This window comes from Mucilaginibacter sp. CAU 1740, assembly GCF_039839285.1.
Classification (GTDB): Bacteria; Bacteroidota; Bacteroidia; order Sphingobacteriales; family Sphingobacteriaceae; genus Mucilaginibacter.
Genome location: NZ_JBDOQS010000023.1, coordinates 1 through 22,986 on the forward strand (window position 1 = coordinate 1; position 22,986 = coordinate 22,986).

Here is a 22,986-nt window from a genome sequence, read left to right on the forward strand (position 1 = left end):
TATAACTGGGAAAGGCCACATCAGGGGATTAATGGTAAAAAGCCCATTGATATGGCTACCCTAAACAACAAAAATAATCCCTAATTCTGTTACCGAATTATCTAACCTTTACAGCAATGACGTACAGTAAATACGATATAAAACAGAAGAGACCGGCCTTTTGGGTCCGGTCTCTTCTGTTATATAAAAAGTTAGGATCTTACAACGAGAACAATTTATAAGCTACCGCTAAGCTAAATAAGCTAATACGGGTATGCGAATTATCATTGCCATAAGCAATTTTATTCAAACCGCCTTCGTAACGTAAATCAATAGAAAGACTGCTAATGTCGACACCTGCGCCTACCTGTAAGGCGTAATTGGCGTCTTTGTATTTAAGCCTTGTAGCATCATCAAAAGCATTGTCTCTTCCTGTAGTAAATGATAACACCGGGCCACCGTAAAACCTTCCACCTAAACCTAAGGCTCCAACTTTACCACCTACCAATAGCGGCACATCAAAGCTTTTAAATTGCTGTTTATTGGGCGCTCCGCCGTTATTAACAGTTACGTTTTTGCTGGTGAAATATAACTCCGGCTGGAAGATAAATCCCAAGCCGCCGATCCGTGCCCATGCACCAGCCTGGTAACCCGCCTTGTTATCATTATTAAAAATACCGTTTGATGGGAATGTTGAATAGTTTAAGCCGCCTTTAAGACCAAAAGAAAAGCTTGGGATAACCTGTGCTTTTGATACTCCTACAGAGAATAAGAAAATTGCTAATGAGAGTAAAAGTGTTTTTTTCATTTTCATTGAATTAATAGGTTGATATAAGGATAATTAAGTACCGGTTTAAAATTAGAAATATCCGATTAAAACCATAACCACTGTAAGTGAATAAAGTTTCAACCGGATATATAAACTAATTAGCTGGAATAAAAGTATAACTTTTTTACAATTCCAAAAGTTTTAGAGCGCTAATTTGCCCTGGTAGTAATCTAATATTTTGTTGTAGATATAGCAATCGTAACGGGCGTTGATGAGGTTAATGCGGGCTCTATCAAGGTTGTTTTTGGCCACCACATAATCTACCGAAGTTAAAACACCCGCGTTGAAACGGATCTCGGCCGTACGGAACGATTCACCGTATGATTTAACCTGGTCAATCAATACGCTGAACCTGTTGTAAGCCGATGTCATGTTCAGATAAGCAGTTTCAACATCCTGTTTCAGCTTGATCTTAGTGTTTTCTTCAATGTATTTGTAGCTCAACAGATCGATCTTAGCTTTAGCTACTTTGTTATGATTTTGGAAGTAGTTCAGGATCGGGATCCTCAAACTCACACCAAATTGCGTGCTGTAGTTGTTTTTAAACTGATCGTAGTAGCCAATATCTTTATTTACATAATTGGCCTGAGTACTTAACACAGATTGTTTGCCACCACCCGGTGTGTTGATGTAACCACCGGTATTCACAACCGACGAATCTTTAAATACCGACGATTGTGCCGCGCTTGAATAATTGGTATATAAACCTCCATATAGCGATATATTAGGCAATAAAGCACCTTTAGCAACGCTAACAGCCTTTTCGGCGCTTTGGCGGCGGAGCGTAGCCGCTTTAACCAATGCTAATTCTTGTAGGGCTGTCTCATAGATCTGATCAGACGATAAAGCGCTTTGTTTAGCCACATCTTCGGCGTTGATAGGTTGCAACACAAAATTCTTACTGTACGGGATATTGAGGATCTGCATCAAGCTTAGCTTGGCATTTTCCAGCGCGCTATTTGCCGATACTACGTTTAACTTGTTATCGCCCAAAGTACCTTGCAAATCGTACAGATCAGATGGTAGTTTATTCGCTCCATCTTTTTCCAATACGGTTAAGCGTTCTACCTGCTTAGCCGATACATCAACCTGGTTTTTAACCGCTGCCAGCAATTCGGTATTATCCAAAACCAGCAAATAAGCGGTGATCACGTTAATAGTAACCAAGTCCTTTGCCTGTTGCAGGTCCATTTTACCGGCCTGGTAAGCAAGCGAGGTTTGTTTGATGGCGTTTACATTTTGCAAGCCACCAAACAAAGTAAGGTTCGATTCAAGGCTGTAGTTACCGTAGGTTAATGATTGGGTTACGTAAGCGTTGGTAAAAGGGTTAATGTTACGCCCGTTGTTAATACCATGATTAACAGTACCGTTTAAGGTAGGCAGCATATTTTCTTTAGCCTGATTAAAATCAATCCGGGCGCTTTGCGCTTTCAGTTCGCTTTGCTTAACATCGAGGTTGTTTTTTATGGCGATGTCGATGCACTTTTGCAAGTTGTACGTAGAATCTGATTGAGCGTAGGCCTTTGCCGACGATAACGCAACCAAACCAAAAAATAGAAATTTATAGTATCGCATTTTATTATTGAGTTCAGAGTTTTCTTGATGAATCGATCCTGCCATCCAGCAAATCGATAATGCGCGAACCGTATTCGGCATTTTTTTCGGAGTGGGTAACCTGTATAATGGTCACGCCATCTTCTTTATTAAGCTTTCGGAACAGCTCCATGATCTCCTCCCCTTGTTTTGAGTTGAGGTTACCGGTTGGCTCATCCGCCAATAACAGTTTTGGCTTAGCGATCAAGGCGCGGGCTATACCCACCAACTGTTGCTGACCGCCTGATAATTGGGCAGGGAACAGATCCTTTTTACCTACAATGCTAAAGCGATCCAACATATCGGCAACCATGGCTTTACGTTCGGCGCTTTTAAAATCCTGGTAAATAAGCGGAGTTTCGATGTTTTCGTAAACGGTAAGCTCATCAATAAGGTGATATGCCTGGAACACGAAACCGATATACTGTTTGTACAGGGCCGAGCGTTGTTTTTCTTTAAGCTGATGCACCGCATGGCCCTCAAAGTAATGGTAACCGTCTGATGGCTCGTCGAGCATCCCGATGATATTCAGCAAGGTAGATTTACCCGAACCCGATGGACCCATGATCGAAATAAATTCGCCCTCGTCAACCTCAAGGCTCAGATCGTTCAGGATGATATTTTTGTTGCCCCCTACCTGGTAATACTTTGAAATATGCTGCAGTGATAACATTTTTTGTTATTGAATTAGTTTGTTAGTAAATAAATGAGTTGAACAATAATACTCATCATTTGGCGATTAACATATCAATAACATACCAAAGTTATATCTAACTAAAAATCAACACATTAAATGATTATCATTAATTATTACTGTTCGCTTATGTAACAGAATGCGTACGGTTATGATACAGTGTTTTTTTGGAGGCGAAAGTCAAAAGGTGAAAGGCTAAAGGTTTTTGGTGTAAAAAACGAAAGCTGAAAGATTTGGCATCCTACTAAGATGTTTTACCTTTCAGCTTTCGCCTTTAACCTTTTACCTCAAAAATCAATCTCCTGAACGCAGACTCTTCACAGGATTAGCCAATGCTGCCTTTATCGATTGTAAACTAACCGTTATAAACGCGATCAATATGGCTGTAGCCCCCGCAGCGATGAACACCCAGATCTGGATACTGATCTTATACGCAAAATCCTGCAACCATTGGTGCATAGCATACCAGGCAATTGGCGAAGCGATGACAACCGATATGATCACCAGTTTCAGAAAATCGCCCGAAACCAATTTTACTATGCTGAATACGCTTGCACCCAACACTTTGCGTACACCTACTTCTTTTACCCTTTGTTTGGTAGAGAATACAGCGAGGCCAAATAAACCGAGGCAGGAAATGAATATGGTAACCAATGTAAAGGCAGTAAGAATTGATCCTGTGCGTTGTTCGGATTTATACATCTCATCAAATTCCTGGTCGAGGAAGTGGTATTCAAAAGGCGACGCTGGCTTAAAGTCGGCCCATTTATGTTTGATGGCTTCAATGGTTTGCGGGAGGTTTTTTCCGGATGTTTTGATCAGGATCTTCCCGAAATATGAATCGGTAAACATTACAATCGGTGTAATTTCGTGACGGATAGAGGCGAAATTAAAATTACGTGCAACCGCTCGGATCTCACCTGCCCTACCATTAAGGCTTATGCGTTTGCCAATAGCTTCATCCGCTTTCCATCCTAAAGCAGCGGCTGCTTTTTCATTAATAATAAAGCCATAAACACGCTGATTTTCATCTTTCACAGCCAATTGCTGTTCATCGGCCAGCGTGAAATCATTTCCCTGAACCAATTTAATACCAAGCGTTTTTATAAAGTTACGCTCAACCGGAAGGGCGGTAACGGAGAGTGAGTAATTGGCACTTTTCCCATCGGCCTTGTCAATACTATATCCACCACCCACACTTAGCGGCGAATCGTAAGAGGCGGTTACATTTACTACACCCGGCAGCTGACTAACTTCGTTGTTGAACGTCCGCATTTCATCTAACGATTGCCAGCTGTTTAACACCATTACCTGGTCGCGGTTAATGCCCACATTTAAATTTTGAATATAGCGCAATTGGCTGCCTGCAATAACAGTACAGATCATAAAAAACACCGATACAACAAACTGGAAGATCACCAGCGATCTGCGCAAAAAACTACTGCTTCTGGAACCGGTCATCTTACCTTTTAAGGTAACCACCGGGTTAAATGAGGATAAGTATAACGAGGGATAGGTGCCTGCCAAAAAAGTAACTACTACCAATAACACAACAGAAGTCATAACAAGCCACGATGTATTCCAGGTATCAAAACTCAACTGCTGTCCCGAAAAATTACTGAACCAACCAAAACTTGATTGGGCAATTAAAAAACCAACAATGATCGATACCGTTGTAATCATGGCCGCCTCTATCATAAATTGAGAAAACAGTTGCGATCTCCCTGCACCCATCACTTTTCTAACACCTATTTCATGGCCCCTATCGATAGCCTTAGCAGTAACGAGGTTTAAAAAATTAACACAGGCAAGCAATAACATTATAATAGCTACTACTCCTAAAATATAAAGATATTTTATGTTACCCTGGGGCGTAAGGCTATCGGCCGCCGGTGAATATAAATGGATCCTTTTTAATGGCTCGAGGGTGTACCATACGTGATAACCCTGCCTGGCAGCATCTTTAAACAAGTTGCTTAAAAAACCATTTACTTTATTTTGAACAGATGCCACGCTTACGCCTGGTTTCAATAATAAATAAGAATAATCGTTTGCAGAATCCCAGGTTAGGTTTTTTGATCTTGGCGCGATGGCGTATGATCCGAGCATATCAAATTTGATATGTGAATACTCCGGAACATCCTCAATAACACCAGTAACCATCATGTTATTAGTGCCCTTAACTTTAAACACTTTCCCTACCGGGTTTTCACTGCCGAAGTATTTTTTTGCTGTAGAAGCGGTGATTACCACCGATGAAGGATCATTCAACGCTGTAGCAGCATCGCCCTGCAAAAACTTAAAGCTGAATATTCTGAAAAACGGCTCATCAGCCAATAAAAACCTTTTTTCGTTAAAAAGTTTATCCTTGTACTTCACCCCAACACCGCCGCTCGAATAATCATAAACCCTCACCGCTTCGGCAACATCCTGAAACTGTTGTTTAAATACCGGAACTGCGGCTGTGGGCGTTACCCCTACCGTTTTTGCCTCAGCATCATCTGCCGATTTATAGTTATACACTATCCGCACAATACGATCGGCATTAACGTGAAAAGTGTCATACCGTAACTCATTTAACAAATAGGTAGCCAGCAGCATAAAGCAGCCTATCCCAACCGCCAATCCCGAAATACTTATTAACGAAGTAACCTTGTTGATAATAAGGTTACGCCATGCTGTTTTTATATAGTTTTTAATCATATTCTTGTTTCATTATGTCATTGGGTCATTAAGTCATTTTTGCTTTGGCCATTGAATCATTAGGTCATTTTTGAATTGCTTGATCGTTAATGACGCGAATGCAAAAATGACTCAATGACCTAATGATTCAATGACGCGAAGCGAATGACCTACTCCGATCTAAGGCTTTTAACCGGGTTAGCTACCGCCGCTTTAATAGCCTGGAAGCTTACCGTTGCAAAAGCTATTAGTAGCGATACGATGCCGGCTATGCCAAATACCCACCAACTGATATCAATACGATAGGCAAAATCCTGCAACCACCTGGTCATGCCGTAAAACGCGATAGGCCATGCTATTACATTGGCAATCAGTACCAGTTTTACAAAATGGCCCGAAAGCAGCACCACAATATTTTGTACCGATGCACCAAGCACTTTACGAACACCAATTTCTTTCACCCGTTTTTCGGCGGAGTATGATGCAAGGCCAAATAAGCCGAGGCAAGATATAATAATGATCAATCCCGCTAAAATACTTACTACAGTACTTATCTGATTATCTACACTGTAAACTTCTTTGAAATGATCGTCCAAAAACTGGTACTCAAAAGGTACACCGGGGAACATTTTCATCCAGGTAGATTGGATAAAGGCCACAGCGTCTTTAGCCCGGGCACCGTTAACTTTTACTGACATCTGGCTAAACCCTTTTCCATTTACAAGGAACAGCGTTTCAACTTTATAATGCAACGAGTTAAAATTAAAATCTTTGGCAATTCCGGTAATCACCCCCAACGAGTCAAAACCAAAACGCTGACCAAGCAACGATTCCATGTTTTTACCCTTGTGATCTTTTAGCAGTTCTTTAGCCAAAGCCTCGTTAATGATATACTGCTTCCAAACGGCCGAGGTATCTTTAGAGAAGTTACTCCCCATCAGCAGTTTGATCTTATACAGATCGAGATAATTATTATCAACCACCAGCAAGGTTGATGTAAGCTGGCGCAAAGGCGAATCGCCCAGTTTAAATGAGATACCTGTTTGATCAAGATGGCTACCCAAAATATCCTGCGATGCGGTAACTCCCTGTACCAGGGTACTTGATTGTAACTCCTGCTTAAATAAATCATATTTTTCTCCGGGCACAAGTTTTACCGGAACATTAACGATCTGATCACGGTTAAAACCCGGATCTTTTTGCTGCATAAACTTAAGCTGCTTGATCACAAACACGGTGGCGATCATCAAGATCACGGCACTGGTAAACTGCCCTACCACCAAAATATTACGCAACGGAACCTTGTTACCGCCGGCCGAAGTAATAGCACCCTTCAATACCTTCACGGGCTTGAACGACGACAGGAACAACGCCGGGTAAATACCAGATATAATACCCACCAGCACAGTGCTTATCAATATCAAACCGATCAGCATCCGGTTATCATGCAGTGGCAAACTAATATCCCGCTGACTTAAACTATTGATAAACGGAATAGCAAAAATTACCAGCACACATGCAAAAATCAAAGCAATGAGTGAGAGCAACACTGTTTCGCCCAAAAATTGCATAGCCAACTGGAAACGGCCCGCACCGATAGATTTACGAACACCAACTTCCTTGGCCCGCTCGGACGAACGCGCGGTGGAAAGGTTAATAAAATTGATACAAGCTATCACCAAAACAATAATGCCTATAACAGAAAACAGGTTGGTGATATGTTTATCGAACTTTTGATAATTGATATAATCCAACCCAATATCGGCCGAGTTGGAATGAACATCTTTAAGGGATAACAGGAACAACTCATAACTTTTTGAGCCGCCTTTACCACGATATTTTTCAAGATAGGCCGGAAATTTCTTTTCTAAAGCGGCGGTGTTAGTACCAGGGGCCAGTTCCAGATAAGTATTGAGCCAGTTGCCGCCCCAATTGGTAAACATCCAAGGCTTGTAAATACTACTGAATGAGAACAGGCAATCAAACTGCAATTGCGAGTTTTTAGGCGTATTGGCTAAGATACCAGTTACGGCATAACTTACGGTATCCTGTCCGTAATTGGTGATGGTTTTGCCCATCGGATCTTCGTTGCCAAACATGCGCTTGGCGGCATCCTCGGTTAATAAAACACTGCGTGGCCTTAGCAAGGCAGTTTCCCTATCTCCCCTTACGAGCTTAAAATCAAACATTTTTAAAAACACCGAATCCACAAAAAACACCTGCGGCATGTACACACGTTTCATCCCATAGTTGAGGGGGAATTTTTGCTGCCAGCGTACTCGGGTAAAGTTTTTGATCTCGGGGAAGTCGGCTTTTAAGGTCGGCCCCATCGGGAACATGGATAAAGCCACCTTTTGCGATGCACCCATCCCCTCAAATTTCTGCACCTCGTTTAGGCGGTAAATATTTTTGGTATGCAGGTTATCGAAGCTTTTTTCATAGCTCACAAAAAGTACAATAACAATACAGGCGGCCATCCCCACGGCCAATCCGAAAATGTTAATAGCCGAAAAAACCTTGCTTTTCCAGATGTTCCGCCAGGCGGTTTTGAAGTAATTCCTCAGCATATCTTATATCATTATTTCATTAAGTCATTCTTAAATATCACTAAGTCATCGGGGCATTAAGTCATTTTTGAATGCGTTCAATGACCTAATGACGCGCAGCAAAATGACCTAATGACCAGTTCTATTCCGAACGCAAGCTTTTAACCGGATTTGCAATCGCCGCCTTGATAGCCTGGAAACTTATAGTTGCCAGCGTGATCCCGATAGCCACTATAGCCGATATGATAAACACGCCCGGCCCAACGGTTACCCGGTAATCATACTTTTGCAACCAGCCCTGTAAAAAGTAAAATGCTAATGGCGATGCTATTACACAGCTGATCAGCACCAGTAATACAAAATCTTTTGATAATAAAAACCATAACTGGCTTACCGTTGCGCCTAATACTTTACGTACTCCTATCTCTTTAGTGCGCTGCTCGGCAATATAGGCCGCCAAACCAAACAGCCCGAGGCATGAAATGAAAATTGCCAGGCCTGCAAATATGCCCGATAGTTTACCTACCAATACTTCCTGACCAAACTTGCGGTTGTAATCATCATCAACAAAGCGATAGGTATATGGATAAGCAGGACTGTATTTCGAAAATATCTCCCCTATTTTATCAATAGCGGTATGCGGGTTTACCTTAGCCGACAAACGGTAAATCATGTTTTGATGCGGATCATTGTTATAGATAAACATGGTTGGATCGGCTTTGGCAAAAGGCGATAGCATCAAGGCATCTTTAACTACACCGATTATCTTAACAGGCCTGCCAGCATAAGTTAGTATTTGACTTATCGGATAGCCTTTAAGACGAAGCCTTTTAACAGCAGCTTCGTTAAAAATAATGTTCAAAGAATCAGATCCGGCATTATTGAAATCTCTACCGGCAAGCATTTTCATGTTGGCGGTTTTAAAAAAATCATTAGCAATTGCAACTACACCCATCTCAACTGTTTCGCCGGCCATTTTACCAGGCCATTGGTCGAGATTGTTGTGCATATTGATATCTGTAATAGCGCTCGATGCTGTAGAGATACTTTCAATTACGCCGCTTTGCAATAACTCGTTTTTAAACGCGGAGAAATGTTTGCCCAGATCCTCGTTGGCATTGGTGGCCATCAACCTATTAATGTCATAACCCGCGGGTCGATTTTTAGCGTATTGAATTTGCCTGTAAATAACCACTGTGCTGATGATCAGCGCTATTGAACAGCTAAACTGCATTACTACCAGAATCTTGCGTGAGAAGGATGCCGAGCGGCCAACCTGTATCGTTCCCTTTAATACCTTAACAGGATTAAATGACGATAGGTAAAATGCCGGCCTGCTCCCCGCAATTAATGCAGTAAGCAGTACGCAACCCATAGCTACCAGCCAAAAGGTTATATTATTAAAAGGGATAGCGATAGTAGTACCCGTAAGCGCGTTGAACGGCGTAAGCACTATCTGCACAAAAAGTACCGAGCAGATAAAAGAGATCAAAGTGATCAAGGTAGATTCTGTAAGAAACTGGAAGATGAGATGCTGACGTTGTGAGCCGATGGCTTTGCGGATGCCTACTTCACGGGCGCGTTTTTCAGACCGGGCTGTGGTGAGGTTGATAAAGTTGATGCAGGCTATCAGTAATACCAAAATGCCAACAATGCTAAAGGTGCGCACATAATCAATAAAACCACCACCGGCTACGCCATTTTTATAGTCGGAATACAGATGCCAGTCGGCCATTGCTTGCATGATCACATCCGAGTTTTCGGCGTTGATGTTTTTCTCCCCTTTTTCAATATGGATTATCTTTGGAGCGAGCTGCGCGTAGGTTACACCGGGTTTTAGCTTGGCAAAAAGTTCAAAACTATTGTTGCCGAAACTATCGTGAGCGCCTTTCATGTAAGGCTGCTGCTCCATTAAACTAAAGGGTATGATGTATTTAAACTGAAGCGTTGAATTTAAAGGCACATCCTGTATTACACCGGTAACTTTTAAATTGTAGTTATTATCAACCTTAACCACTTTGTTGATCACATTTTCGGTTCCGAATAACGCAATGGCAGTAGCCTTGGTTAGCACAATTGAGTATGGATCGTTCAAAGCAGATGAGCGGCTTCCCTGTAAAAAACTGTATTCAAACATTTTCAGGAAATCGCTGCCTGCCTGTACGCCATCTATCGATAGCTTTTTATCGCCAACCATCAATCCATGAGTGCCACCCCAATCTGTGGGCGCTACGTACTCAACTTCGGGCAACGTCTTTAATACATCAGCCAATTTTAATGATGTTGAACTGAACGTAAGCATTTCGCCATTACTGTTAAAATTGCGGCGCACCTGGTACACCCTATCGGCGTTAGGTAAAAACTTATCGTACGAGTATTCGTTGGTAACCCATAAAGCTATCATCAAAGCAACAGCCATACCGGCCGCCAACCCTAAAACATTAATTGCTGTATAGGCCTTATTATTAATGATGTTTCGCCAGGCGATTTTTATATAATTTCTAAGCATCTTTTAAATCATTAGGTCATTAAGTCTTTTTTATCCTGGTCATTGGATCATTAGGCCATTGAGTCATTTTGCTTTGTTCGATCATTGATGACGCAAATGCAAAATGACTCAATGACTTAATGACGCGCAGCAAATGACCTATTCTGATCTTAAACTTTTAACTGGATTTGCCAACGCTGCCATAGTAGCCCGGTACCCTACCGTGATCCAGGCGATGATGAACGTAGAAATGATTGACATTACAAATATTTCGGGGCCGATACTGATCCGGTATTGAAAATCTTTCAAATAATTATGCATTGCCCACCAGGCCAACGGCGCCGCTATAACAAAAGCAATAAGTAACAGGATACTGAACTCTTTACCAAACAACCACAATATGCTGCTGATATTGGCACCCAGTACCTTGCGTACGCCAATTTCTTTGGTTTTGCGCGCGGCCATAAATGATACCAAACCATACAAGCCCAAACAACCGATGATGATAGCTATACCTGCAAACGCTTCGATAAGGGTTAGCAGGATATTATCCATTTCATAAAAATGAGCGATAGTATCATCCAAAAACTGGTATTTGTACAATTCCTGCGGGAAAGTTTGGTTCCAAACCTTATCCAGCGCAGCCAATGTAGGTTTGGCATTACGCATATCTATTTTAACAGCTATAGTATATAAACCTTGAAAATTAGGCATTACACATATAGGTGCGATCTCGGTATGGAATGAGTAGTTGTAAAAATCCTTCATCACGCCTACAATAGTCCCTTTGTACGAACGACCGTTTACTGCCATTTGCTTGCCCAAAACATCTTGCGGTTTAAGGTTTAGCTTTTTAACAAAAGTTTCATTAACCAGGAGTTCTTTCACCGAATCGCCTTTGAAAAAATTCCGTCCGGCTATCAGTTTTATTTTAAAGGTTGACAGATAATTAACATCGGCTTCTTTGGTATTTATGCTCCAATGCTCATCTTCGGGGCGGTTGTCATATTGTACACCTGTGTTACTGTTTGAGCGCGAAGCCGGCGGATTAGAGCAAAAGCTAACATTTTCTACGCCTGGTATCGCGCTGATCTGATTACCCAGCGTGTTCATTTTAATCTTATCATCCTGCGGGAGCGGCACTATAACTATTGCTTTTTTATTAAATCCGAGATCGGCATTTTGAGAATAGTGCAACTGCGATACAACAATGATAGTACCTATAATAAGCACCTGCGATATGGTGAATTGAGTTACAACCAACACCCGGCGCAACGAAAAACCGCCCACTGCTTTTTGAGATAGCTTGCTTTTTAATGCTTGTATAGGCTGAAACCGCGCCAAAACCAACCCAGGGTATGAACCCGAAAGAAAGACAACAGCAATAGCTATCACCACTATAAACCCAATTAATTGCGGCCAATTAAAGGCCATTTCCGAATGGAAAAGGTTATTAAGCGGTTTAAGCGCAAGTTGGGCTAAACCTATAGCCACGCCTACCGCTATTATACTGATAATAGCGGTTTCGGCAATAAACTGCCAAAACAGTTGGCTCGGTAAGCTGCCCAATACTTTGCGCACACCAACTTCCTTAGCGCGGTTAAGGGCCTGCGCGGTTGCAAGGTTCACAAAGTTTACACAAGCGGTTATGATCAGGAACAGGCCGATAAAAAACAAAGCCCAGAGGTATTTTTTATCCGCGTAACCACCCAATTCGCGGTCGAAGTGCATATCGGCAATGGGTTGGAGTTTAAAACGCCATACCTGCAAATCGCGGCCGGTATAATTTTTCTTTATCAGTTGCAGCATGCCTTTTTCTGCCTGAGCCGGGGTTATGCCCGGTTTTAATAAGGTATAGGCCTGACAACCACTGTACACGCCTCCCCAATTATTTTCACGGTCTTTACCTGCATACTCATCCATTGTGCTGTACGAGAGATAAATTTCTGAGCGGCGATCTGTGTTATTAGGCAGATCCTTCAATACGCCGGTTACTGTAAAGTTCACTTTGTTATCCAGCCTAAAAACTTTGCCTACCGGGTTGTCGTTACCAAAGTATTTATGAGCTACTTTATCGGTGATCACCGCTTCGTTAGGACGTGCCAGAATTGTTTTTTTGTCACCCTTTATTAAAGGGAAATTAAGGATACTGAAATAATCAGGCTCAGCGAACGAAACACCAACGTCTTCACCAAATTTCTTAACATCATTTCCTTTGGTTATAGTGATCAGTGTGCGGTTAAAATCAATTACACGCGCTGTTTTTTCGCTGTAAGCCAAATCGGCACGATAACCTTTTGCCATGGGCTGAGGCACGGCCCCAACGCGGCTCACATCCTCTTCGTGAAACTCGGTGTAAAAACGGTAGATTCTATCGGCATTATTATGAAAAGTATCAAAGCTAAGGTGATAAGTGATCAGCGTAAAAATTAATACGCCGCAGGCAATGCCCAACGCCAAACCAATAACGCTGATACTCGCGTAAGCCTTGTTACGAACCAAATTTCGCCAGGCAATTTTGATGTAATTTCTTATCATATTATTCGATCATTATATCATTAAGTCATTTGCTGTGCGTCATTGAATCATTAGGTCATTAAGTCCCTTTTGCTGTGCGCCCTGCAACAATGACTTAATGATTTAATGACGCGAAGCAAATGACCGAATGACAATTTATTCTGAACGCAAACTTTTCACCGGGTTAGTCAATGCTGCTTTTATCGCCTGGAAACTTATGGTAGCCAGAGTGATCAATATCGCCGCAACTGCGGATAGCACAAATACTTCCGGGCCGATGGTTATCCGGTATTCATATTTCTGTAACCAATCTTTCAAAAAGTAAAAGGCTACCGGTGTAGCTATTATACAGCTTATCATCACCAGTAAAATAAATTCTTTGGATAACATTAGCCATACCTGTGCTATAGAAGCACCAAGCACTTTACGGATGCCTATCTCTTTGGTGCGTTGCTCGGCCACATAAGCGGCCAGGCCAAACAGGCCAAGACATGAGATGAAAATAGCCAGCCCTGCAAATACGCCGGCCAGTTTGCCCACTAACGCTTCGAGGCTAAACTTGCGGTTATATTCTTCATCAACAAACTTGTATATGAAAGGGTATGCAGGGTTATAGGTATCGAAGATATTGCCTATTTTTTTAATGGCATCCTGCATATTTACGTTGGGTGCAAGGCGGTACATGATCTCGTTACCTCCCCTGCCATGGTTAAACACTACAGGCCGTACCGGCGTAAAGGGCGATTCCATTAGCGCATCCTTAACAACACCAATAATATGAACGCGGCCCATGTTATTGTAATTGATCTCTTTATTGATAGGGTCTTTTAAACCCATCCGTTTTACCGCGGCCTCATTAACGATCACGCTTGTAGTATCAGTAGCCCACTCAGCCGAAAAATCGCGACCGTCCTTCATGGCCATCCCCATAGTTTTGAAGTAATTGGCTGAGATGGAGATAGCGCCTACACTAATGCCATTTTCGTCGGCGTTTTTTTGAGGCCAGTTATCGATGGCCGCATGACTGTAGATAGCTGTAACCGGACTTGAGGCCGATGCTACATCTTCTACCATTCCGCTGGCTATGAGGTCATTTTTTAAAGCTTTATAATTTTTCTCCAGGTCACCGCTCATATCAGTGAACATTAGGCGGGTAGAACTGTAGCCGGTTGGTCGGTCTTTAGCATGCTGTATTTGCTGATAAACGATGATGGTACTGATAATCAGCGCTACCGAACAGCTAAACTGCATCACCACCAAAACTTTACGCGGTAATGAAGCCGCCTTACCCACTTTGATAGTCCCTTTTAAAACCTGCACCGGATTAAATGACGACAGGTAAAACGCGGGCCTGCTACCAGCCAGCAAACCTGTAAACAGCACATAACCAATCATGATTAACCAAAACAATACGTTGGTATAAGGTATGCTGATTGCACTACCTACAATCTCGTTGAACGATGGGATAGCCAACTGCACTATCACCACCGATAACAAAAACGAGATAAAAGTGATCATGATAGATTCGGCCAGGAATTGGGCGATCAGATCGATGCGTTGTGAGCCGATTGCTTTGCGTACCCCTACTTCGCGTGCCCGTTTTTCCGAGCGGGCGGTTGATAGGTTCATGAAGTTGATACAGGCAATAAGTAATACCAAAATGCCTATTACGCTAAACATCCGCACATAATCAATAAAACCACCTACGGCTTTACCATTTTTAAAATCATTGTACAAATGCCATTTTTTAAGCGGATGAATAATTACTTCGGGCTTGGCGGGTCGCATTTGTTCGCTGCGATCGTAAACGATGTTTTTGATTTTTGGCGCAATCTGCTCCATAGTTACACCGGGCTGCAACTCGAGATACATATTGAACGAGTTGTTAACCCACATCGTGCGGGCGCCTTTCATCCAACCTTCTGTAGCCTCTTTAAAGGCGAAAGGAGTTAAAAAGCTGAATTGTAGCGTAGCATTTTTAGGGATATCTTTGATAACCCCGGTTACTTTCAGGTTTTGGCTGTTATCGTACCGTACTATTTTGTTAATGGGATCGGCATCGCCAAAAAGGGCTTTAGCAGTCGATTCATTTAAGATAATGGAATTGGGTTGAGTGAATACATCCTTTGCGCTACCTTTTATAAAAGGGTATTTAAAGATCTGCAAAAAATCGGGATGTGCCGAACCACCTGCAAGATAAAGCTTCTTGTCGCCCACCAGCAGATCATGCCATTGCATACCAACCCAATCAGTTTCGGCAACACGTTTAATGCCGGGAATTTCTTTACGTAAAACCTCGGCCAATGGTAATGACAGCGCGGTTTGGGTATGCTCGCCATCGTGCTGGGTTGTAAAATGCTGTTCAACCTGGTAAAGCTGCTCGTAGTTTGGCAAAAACCTATCGTACGAATACTCATTTACCACCCAAAGGCCTATCATCAACGCTACCGCCATCCCCGCGGCAAGCCCCAGAATATTAATAGCGCTATAAACCTTATTGTTAAGGATATTGCGCCAGGCGATTTTTATGTAGTTTCTAAGCATCTTTTATATCATTTACTTCGTGTCATTCACTACGCGTCATTGGGTCATTTTACTTTGCGTCATTTGCTACGCGTCATTAGGTCATTAAGTCATTTTATTTTCGGCGGTCATTTTGCTTTGTACCCGGCAACAATGACCTAATGACGCGCAGCAAATGACCTAATGACCAATTTATTCAGATCGTAAACTTTTAACGGGGTTGGCCAGCGCGGCCTTCACAGCTTTATAGCCTACCGTTATCCAAGCTATTAACAATGATGATACTATGGCCAATACAAAGATCCAGGCGCTCATTGAAATGCGGTACACAAAGGTTTGCAACCAGCCATTCATGATATACCAGGCGGTAGGCATGGCAACGATGAACGAGATACCGATAAGCACCATAAACTCTTTTGAAAACAGAAATACAATGCTTGTAACTGATGCGCCGAGAACTTTACGCACGCCAACTTCTTTGGTGCGCTGAACTGCCATAAACGATACCAAGCCATATAAACCAAGGCACGAAATGAAGATTGCTATACCAGCAAACACCTTGTACACCAGTGCCATTTTGTTTTCCTGCTCGTAAAACTGTGCTATTCGCTCATCTAAAAAGTAGCCGTTATAGGCATACTCGGGATAGGTATTTGCCCATAGTTTTTGCAATTCGGCCACGGTTTTGCTGAGGTTGGCTGTTTCTATCTTGATGCCTAACTGGCCTTCGTAACCTTTAGCAGGTGCAATTACCAGTGGCTTAATAGTTTCGCGGAGCGAATTGGTTTTAAAATCTTTAACTACGCCAACAATCGGTTTCCATTTGCCGCCGCCAAGTTTCACCATTTTACCAATGGCCTGCTCTGGGTTTTGGATGCCTAATTTGTGGATGAATGTTTCGTTAACTACATATTGCTTAACGGTATCACTAACGTCATAACCTTTACCAGCAGCAAATTGCAGTCCGTAAGTTTTGAAATAATCAGCATCACCAAACTTCATGAATGTGGCAAAGCCAATATCCTTGTTCGAGTTATTGAAGTAGAAATTAGTACCCCAGTTGTTTTCTGACGATGGCACATCTGATGAGAAACTTACCGCCTTTACATTTTTGTTTTGCAACAGCTGGTATTTAAACGATTCCATTTTGCCCAGGCTCACGCTATCGGTATAACCGGGGATGATGAGCAGAGCGTTTTTACTAAAGCCGAGATCGGCATTGTTCACAAAATCCATCTGGTTTACAGCTACGATGGTACCGATGATAAGCAATTGCGAAATAGCAAACTGGGCGATAACCAATGCCCTGCGCAGCGGGATGCCCCCTATTGATGCCGCGGTGATCTTATTTTTAAGCGCCAGTACCGGTTTAAAGCCCGATACCACCAACGCCGGGTAAACGCCTGACAACAGGATGATAGCTACCGTACTCGCCAGTAAAAACAATACACTTCCGGTACTAAACAGGTTAATATTCTCCGGCACATTCGCGATATTTTTTAACTGCGGGATAGCCAATTTGGCAATGCCAATGGCAATTAATGCTGATATAATAACGATGATAGTAGTTTCGCCAATTACCTGTAAAATAAGTTGCGGACGGGTACTGCCTAATACTTTACGGATCCCAACCTCTTTTGAACGACCAACTGATTGCGCTGTAGAAAGGTTGATAAAATTGATGGATGCCATGATAATAATGAGCAACCCAATAAAGGAAAGTGTACGCAAGGTTGCCATACTGGTGCTATGATCTCCCAGCGGATTGCCTATCACTTTATCAAAGTGCATATCGCCCAGCGGTTGCGCGATCAGTGTGGTTTCTGAATTATTTTCTTTTTTGAAGTGTTTTGCAGAGAAAGCTTTGAGCTGTGATTCGATATTTGCTTTGCTCATACTTGGGGGGAACAGCATAAAGATCTCGTGGCTGCTGCTGGTGGAGTGCCAGTCTTCAGTATAGCTGTAATCTTTAGGATGCAGTTTCCAGGTAACAAAGGATACCATCACTTTAAACGGAAAATCGGAGTTTGATGGGGCGTCTTCAACAACACCTGCTACTTTCAGGGTTAAAACATTGTCCATCCGCAAGGTTTTGCCCATTGCGTTGTTCCAATCACCAAAGTATTTGGTGGCGGTAGTTTTATCAATAACCACCATATCGGGGTTAGCTAATGCTGATGCGCCACCCGAAAGCCATCTGTAACTAAAAATATCAAAAAACTGCGGCTGGATAAACAGCACACCAATACCCTCGGTAAACTTTTTATCGCCGGTATTGCTGCCTGCCACTTCGGGAACAGTTACTTGGCTGCCGTAGCTGCTATTTAAAGCTGCCACTTTAGCCTGCGGAAAATCTAACCGCAAAGCCTCCGTAGCTGGAACGGCAACGCCCGGATTTGTTGTTGTTTCGGCTTCAGATTTACCCTGTGTGGTAACGCGGTATATATTTTTGAAATTTGGATTATAGGTATTGAAACTCAGTTCGAACTGGATGATCACAAAAATGAGCAAACAGGCTGCAATACCAACAGTTAAGCCGGCAATGTTTATGGCAGAATAACCTTTATGACGGATAATATTGCGCCATGCTATTTTGAAGTAGTTTTTCAGCATATCGAATTGTGATTTTCGATAGTTATGTAAAAGCTATACCAAAATAACAAACAACTGATTATCAACATTTTATATCAAATTAAAATATTCAGGTGTTCGCAAGTGTAACACCATGTGTACGGTATTGATACAGTGTTTTGGGGAGATTAGTCTGAACCGGGATTTGGGGAGATTTTTGGGATGGGCAGGATTTTTTATTGAAAGATTAAACTTACGAAGTTTTTGAAACTTCGTAAGTTATCGTTGTTTGCTACCTTTTGCCTTTGACCTTTCGCCTTTAACCTCACTCAATATCCATACCGCAAAGCGTAAGGAATTGTAACCGATTTCTTTTTGAGAATATCCTCCGGAGTTAGATACTCCACAATAAGCTGACGACCTCCCTCTTTTTGAAAATACTCTATGCTTAGCGGATAAAATCCTTTTTTAAGAGGCGCGATGTATGTTTGTCCTACATCGCCATCATGGGTACCATCCAAATCTATAATGAGTTTATCATTCAGGTACCATTTACAGCCATCATCAGATCCTGATGCGAAGATGTAATAACCATCCTCCTTAACTTCTATTTGCCCGCTCATAACTAAGCCAAAATTGTTTTGCTTCGGAAGTTTATCTAAGCTGAAGGTACTGTCGGCTATACCTTCTTTTATTGGCTTCAGCTTTTTAAAGTCGGGGAGTTTATCCCATTGGCCTTCGTAGTAAGCATAATGAAAGCCGCCGGACTTATAGTTCTTTTTAAGTTTTGTTGCAGGCAGATAACCGCCTTCAACAAATTCGCCCGTAACCGTTTTTTCAGATTTAGCGCGGACCGTTATTTCGCGCAGCGTAACTTTGCCTGCATCGGATAGTTCTATTTCGGACCTTATCAGCGGTGATTGCATTATAGGTTGCGAACCATCTATGGTATAATGTACCCTTGTTGTATCGTTGAAATACCAGATCTTGATGGGTTTGTTTTTCAGCACAATTCCGTTTGACGGATGAAATGCCAACTGCTTGCCGCCATAATCTTCATACGCAAACCTCAATCCGTCGTAGAAGTTTTTTAGCCGTACTGTGCCGTGCGATTCTTTAGGATAAGCTTTCACCACCCATTCAAAACCAGCCGGAGCATCTTTTTTCAGCAGGCTGTCTATGGCTATGATATTCATTTCCTTCATCCCCTGCCCTTCGCGGCCACCAATGTAAAGCGATTTTCCTTTACCGGCCAGCGAAGGTAGTTTTTCTTTTACCTGCTTGATCATCACGCCACCGTCCCACCAATAACTCGGATCACCGGCTATGTAATTATCAAAAAGATCCGGCTCGTTAAGCAATGCATAGGTAACAAACACTCCTCCAAAGGAGTGGCCAAAAAGCGTATTGTTGTTATTGGCTGGGTAAGTTTTATTGACGTATGGGATCAATTCATCTTTAAAAAACTTCAGAAATTTATCGGCCCCACCAGATGTTTTGTTGCCCTTGTTATGGGTTGGTAAAAAATCCCGGTCGCGATCGGTATTTAGCACACCAACAATAACCATTGGCGGCATGGTATGCTCATTTTCAATAAAGCGTTGAATATCGCGGCCTAATTTTATATTCCAATCATCAAGAATGTAAAATACATCATATTTAGTTGTCGAACCGACTTTATAGCCATCAGGCAGAATCACCTGGAGAACACGCTTCTCATTTAATACAACCGAATTGATAGAATCGCGTTTGCCGGGCATGTCCTTGTCCTGCGCATAAGCCTTGCCAAACGGATTAAGCATTAACAGGATAATAGCAGCTAAAAATAAATATAACTGAGATTTCATAAGGATAAGCATTTTGATTTTAGGTAAGACGATGCTTTAATAGAGATGGTTACAATAATTTTATCAAATAAAACCGTTATCCCCCACGTCATTGCTTCTTAAAGTTAATTCATTAACCTCTAATCACTATTCTTCAAACTATCCACCGGATTAGCCATAGCCGCTTTGATAGATTGAAAGCTAACCGTAATAAACGCGATAAACAACGCAGCGAAAGCCGCCAGCACAAAAACCCACCATTGAATATCAATGCGGTAAGCGAAGTTTTGCAGGTATTTATTCATCATTAACCAGGCAATTGGCGATGCCACAACAACAGCAATCAATACCAGTTTCAGAAAATCGACAGAAAGCAAACCTGTAATGTTAGCTATAGATGCACCAAGCACTTTTCGGATCCCTATCTCTTTGGTGCGTTGCAAGGTAAGCAGCGAAATCAGCCCCAATAAACCTAAACAACTGATGAATATAGCTATCACCGCGCTCGAGGTAATGAGTTTATTCAGCAGATCTTCTTTCTGATAAAAATCGGCAATCTGCTGATCGAGGAAGCGGTATTCGAAAACATTATCGGGATAAACGGCCTGCCATTCTTTTTTGATATGATCAATAACTGCTGAGGGATTACCCGAAGCAATTTTTACGCCCACGTATTGATAGCCTTTTCTAAAAGTGGAAATATATTCGGGGGCAATAGCGGTGTACAATGATTTGGCATGAAAATCTTTTACTACCCCTACTATTGTACCCGGATTATCTGATAGGTCGCCTGCTGCAAACTTCCGACCTATTACCTGTTGCGGATCTTTAACCCCTAACTTTTTGGCCAGCGTTTCATTAATTAGATACTCGCGGGCGGTGTCGCTTTCTACAATATTACGCCCGGCAACTAATTGTATGCCAAATGTTTTAATGTACCCGGCATCGCCCATTATGGTGTAGCCTACAAATTTTTCCCAATCGCGGGTATCGTACTTGATCGAACCGCCTTTATCGGCCGTTGAGGATGGCGCACGGTAACAAAAGGAGACATTTTTGATAGCAGGATCGGCCAATAATTGATTGCGGAGGTAGTCGGTTTTAGTTTTACTATTATCGGGCACAGGCAGCATGATCACCGCATTTTTATTAAAACCGAGGTCGGCAGTTTTAAGATAGCGTACCTGTAATGTGATTAATATGGTGCTGATGATAAGCACCTGTGCTATTACATTTTGTACAATGATCAAACCTTTACGTGTAAACCCTGCCGATTGTACTTTGCCTGCAACCTGGTTTTTTAACGCGTTTACCGGCTTAAACCTGCTTAATATCAATGCTGGATATGAGCCGGCGGCGCCAATGATCAGCAATAAAACAACTGATATAAAAACAATGAGCCGGACATCGGTAAAGGGGTTAAAACTTAACTCCGTTTGCAGCCAGCTGTTTAAAACAGGCATGGCTACAACCACCAATGCAAATGATAACAACGCGGCAAAAAGTACTATGTACGAGGTTTCGGAAATGAACTGGATAAATATAGCAGCAGGTGAACTGCCTAAAACTTTGCGTGTGCCTATCTCCTTTGCCCTTTTAAAGCTTTGCGCTGTTGCCATATTAATGAAGTTAACACAAGCAATTATAATAAGTAGCAAACCAATTACTCCCAAAGTACTTAATAACGAGCGCTGAATAACCCCGGCAAAACGGCCATCAAAATGTACTTCGCTTAAAGGCAGTACCATAAAATGATAAGGCTTAGCACCCGCGGCAGTTAATGCTTTAACGGCTAATTTGTTGATATCCGTTTCCATTAACTGCGGGTTTACGCCTTCTTTCAGTTCGAGGTAGATGGAATTGGTGGAGTTAATAAAACTCCAATTATCGTGCATTAAAGGATAAACGTCCGGGTAAATATTTTTAAGTGTTGATAGCGACAGGAACAGATCGGCCTTGATATCGGTATTGGCGGGATGATCTGCCACCACACCGGTTACCCTGAACGTATTTTTATTATCAACCCTGATGGTTTTGCCAATTACATCCTGGCTACCAAAATATTTCTGCGCCAGGCCGTGGCTTAAAACAACAGTATTGGGTTCAGTAAGCGAAGTGCTTTTATTTCCCTGCTCCCATTGATAATCAAACAGATTAAAAAAATGGCCATCGGTAATGCCAATGTTCTCATGCTCGGCAAACATCTTTTTCCCGATACCATCGGTTTGGGGAATAGTTACATTGATATCGTGCATCCGTAACAAGATCCCGGCCTCATTCACCCGCGGATCGGCAGCTTTTACACCATTTGCCAAAGCTATGGAAGCGCCTTGATCATAAATCGGTACGCCGTCATCAAAAGTTATGCGGTGTACAACCCTGTAAATGTTTTTGGCATTATGATGATAGGTATCAAAACTTAAATGGTAAGTAATAAACTGAAACAGTATGATACTGCAACCAATGCTCAGCGCAAGGCCAAACATATTAATAAAAGTGTAAAACTTATGCTTCCACAGGTTGCGCCAGGCTATTTTGAAGTAGTTTTTGATCATACCATTTTGTTTTATACGATGATACGCAAAACCCTTTAAATGAGTAGTTAAAAAGTGTTAAGGTTAGAGGTTAGAGGTTAGAGGTTAGAGGTTAGAGGTTAGAGGTTAGAGGTTAGAGGTTAGAGGTTAGAGGTTAGAGGTTAGAGGTTAGAGGTTAGAGGTTAGAGGTTAGAGGTTAGAGGT

General features: G+C 42.1%; 11 protein-coding genes. All 11 read right to left on the bottom strand.

The genetic code is table 11. From position 1 onward, the window contains the following. Nucleotides 1-199: 199 nt before the first annotated feature. Nucleotides 200-787 carry a porin family protein gene (locus AAFN85_RS31360; protein ID WP_347531924.1) on the bottom strand — a complete coding sequence of 196 codons (588 nt, stop codon included), beginning with the start codon at nucleotides 785-787 and terminating at the stop codon, nucleotides 200-202. A 162-nt stretch (nucleotides 788-949) separates the two neighbouring features. Continuing rightward, on the bottom strand, nucleotides 950-2,383 hold the full coding sequence (locus AAFN85_RS31365; RefSeq protein WP_347531925.1) for a TolC family protein: 1,434 nt from the start codon (nucleotides 2,381-2,383) through the stop codon (nucleotides 950-952). 13 nt (nucleotides 2,384-2,396) lie between these two features. After that, entirely contained in the window at nucleotides 2,397-3,074 is a 678-nt protein-coding gene (locus tag AAFN85_RS31370) for an ABC transporter ATP-binding protein (protein WP_347531926.1), read from the bottom strand. 315 nt (nucleotides 3,075-3,389) lie between these two features. Continuing rightward, complete coding sequence (locus AAFN85_RS31375) at nucleotides 3,390-5,798, bottom strand: ABC transporter permease (protein WP_347531927.1); 2,409 nt, start codon at nucleotides 5,796-5,798, stop codon at nucleotides 3,390-3,392. 149 nt (nucleotides 5,799-5,947) lie between these two features. Next, a complete protein-coding gene (locus AAFN85_RS31380; protein WP_347531928.1) occupies nucleotides 5,948-8,344 on the bottom strand; it encodes an ABC transporter permease in 2,397 nt (798 codons plus the stop codon). Between the two features lie 121 nt (nucleotides 8,345-8,465). Next, nucleotides 8,466-10,832: an ABC transporter permease gene (locus AAFN85_RS31385; protein WP_347531929.1), complete on the bottom strand. Its 2,367-nt coding sequence runs from the start codon at nucleotides 10,830-10,832 to the stop codon at nucleotides 8,466-8,468. Nucleotides 10,833-10,970: 138 nt separating this feature from the next. After that, the gene (locus AAFN85_RS31390; protein ID WP_347531930.1) at nucleotides 10,971-13,349 is read right to left on the bottom strand and encodes an ABC transporter permease; all 2,379 of its coding nucleotides are present in this window, start codon (nucleotides 13,347-13,349) and stop codon (nucleotides 10,971-10,973) included. 135 nt (nucleotides 13,350-13,484) lie between these two features. Beyond that, nucleotides 13,485-15,872: an ABC transporter permease gene (locus AAFN85_RS31395; protein ID WP_347531931.1), complete on the bottom strand. Its 2,388-nt coding sequence runs from the start codon at nucleotides 15,870-15,872 to the stop codon at nucleotides 13,485-13,487. A gap of 171 nt (nucleotides 15,873-16,043) precedes the next feature. Continuing rightward, nucleotides 16,044-18,464 (bottom strand): ABC transporter permease, encoded by a 2,421-nt coding sequence (locus AAFN85_RS31400; protein ID WP_347531932.1) that lies wholly within the window; start codon nucleotides 18,462-18,464, stop codon nucleotides 16,044-16,046. 287 nt (nucleotides 18,465-18,751) lie between these two features. Next, nucleotides 18,752-20,269 (bottom strand): alpha/beta hydrolase-fold protein, encoded by a 1,518-nt coding sequence (locus AAFN85_RS31405; RefSeq protein WP_347531933.1) that lies wholly within the window; start codon nucleotides 20,267-20,269, stop codon nucleotides 18,752-18,754. Nucleotides 20,270-20,388: 119 nt separating this feature from the next. Then, complete coding sequence (locus tag AAFN85_RS31410; RefSeq protein ID WP_347531934.1) at nucleotides 20,389-22,803, bottom strand: ABC transporter permease; 2,415 nt, start codon at nucleotides 22,801-22,803, stop codon at nucleotides 20,389-20,391. Nucleotides 22,804-22,986: the final 183 nt, after the last annotated feature.

Excerpts from the sequence above, each read along its gene's own strand:
- AAFN85_RS31360 (WP_347531924.1), bottom strand. The coding sequence starts at position 787 with ATGAAAAAAACACTTTTACTCTCATTAGCAATTTTCTTATTCTCTGTA.
- AAFN85_RS31365 (WP_347531925.1), bottom strand. The coding sequence starts at position 2,383 with ATGCGATACTATAAATTTCTATTTTTTGGTTTGGTTGCGTTATCGTCG.
- AAFN85_RS31370 (WP_347531926.1), bottom strand. The coding sequence starts at position 3,074 with ATGTTATCACTGCAGCATATTTCAAAGTATTACCAGGTAGGGGGCAAC.
- AAFN85_RS31375 (WP_347531927.1), bottom strand. The coding sequence starts at position 5,798 with ATGATTAAAAACTATATAAAAACAGCATGGCGTAACCTTATTATCAAC.
- AAFN85_RS31380 (WP_347531928.1), bottom strand. The coding sequence starts at position 8,344 with ATGCTGAGGAATTACTTCAAAACCGCCTGGCGGAACATCTGGAAAAGC.
- AAFN85_RS31385 (WP_347531929.1), bottom strand. The coding sequence starts at position 10,832 with ATGCTTAGAAATTATATAAAAATCGCCTGGCGAAACATCATTAATAAT.
- AAFN85_RS31390 (WP_347531930.1), bottom strand. The coding sequence starts at position 13,349 with ATGATAAGAAATTACATCAAAATTGCCTGGCGAAATTTGGTTCGTAAC.
- AAFN85_RS31395 (WP_347531931.1), bottom strand. The coding sequence starts at position 15,872 with ATGCTTAGAAACTACATAAAAATCGCCTGGCGCAATATCCTTAACAAT.
- AAFN85_RS31400 (WP_347531932.1), bottom strand. The coding sequence starts at position 18,464 with ATGCTGAAAAACTACTTCAAAATAGCATGGCGCAATATTATCCGTCAT.
- AAFN85_RS31405 (WP_347531933.1), bottom strand. The coding sequence starts at position 20,269 with ATGAAATCTCAGTTATATTTATTTTTAGCTGCTATTATCCTGTTAATG.
- AAFN85_RS31410 (WP_347531934.1), bottom strand. The coding sequence starts at position 22,803 with ATGATCAAAAACTACTTCAAAATAGCCTGGCGCAACCTGTGGAAGCAT.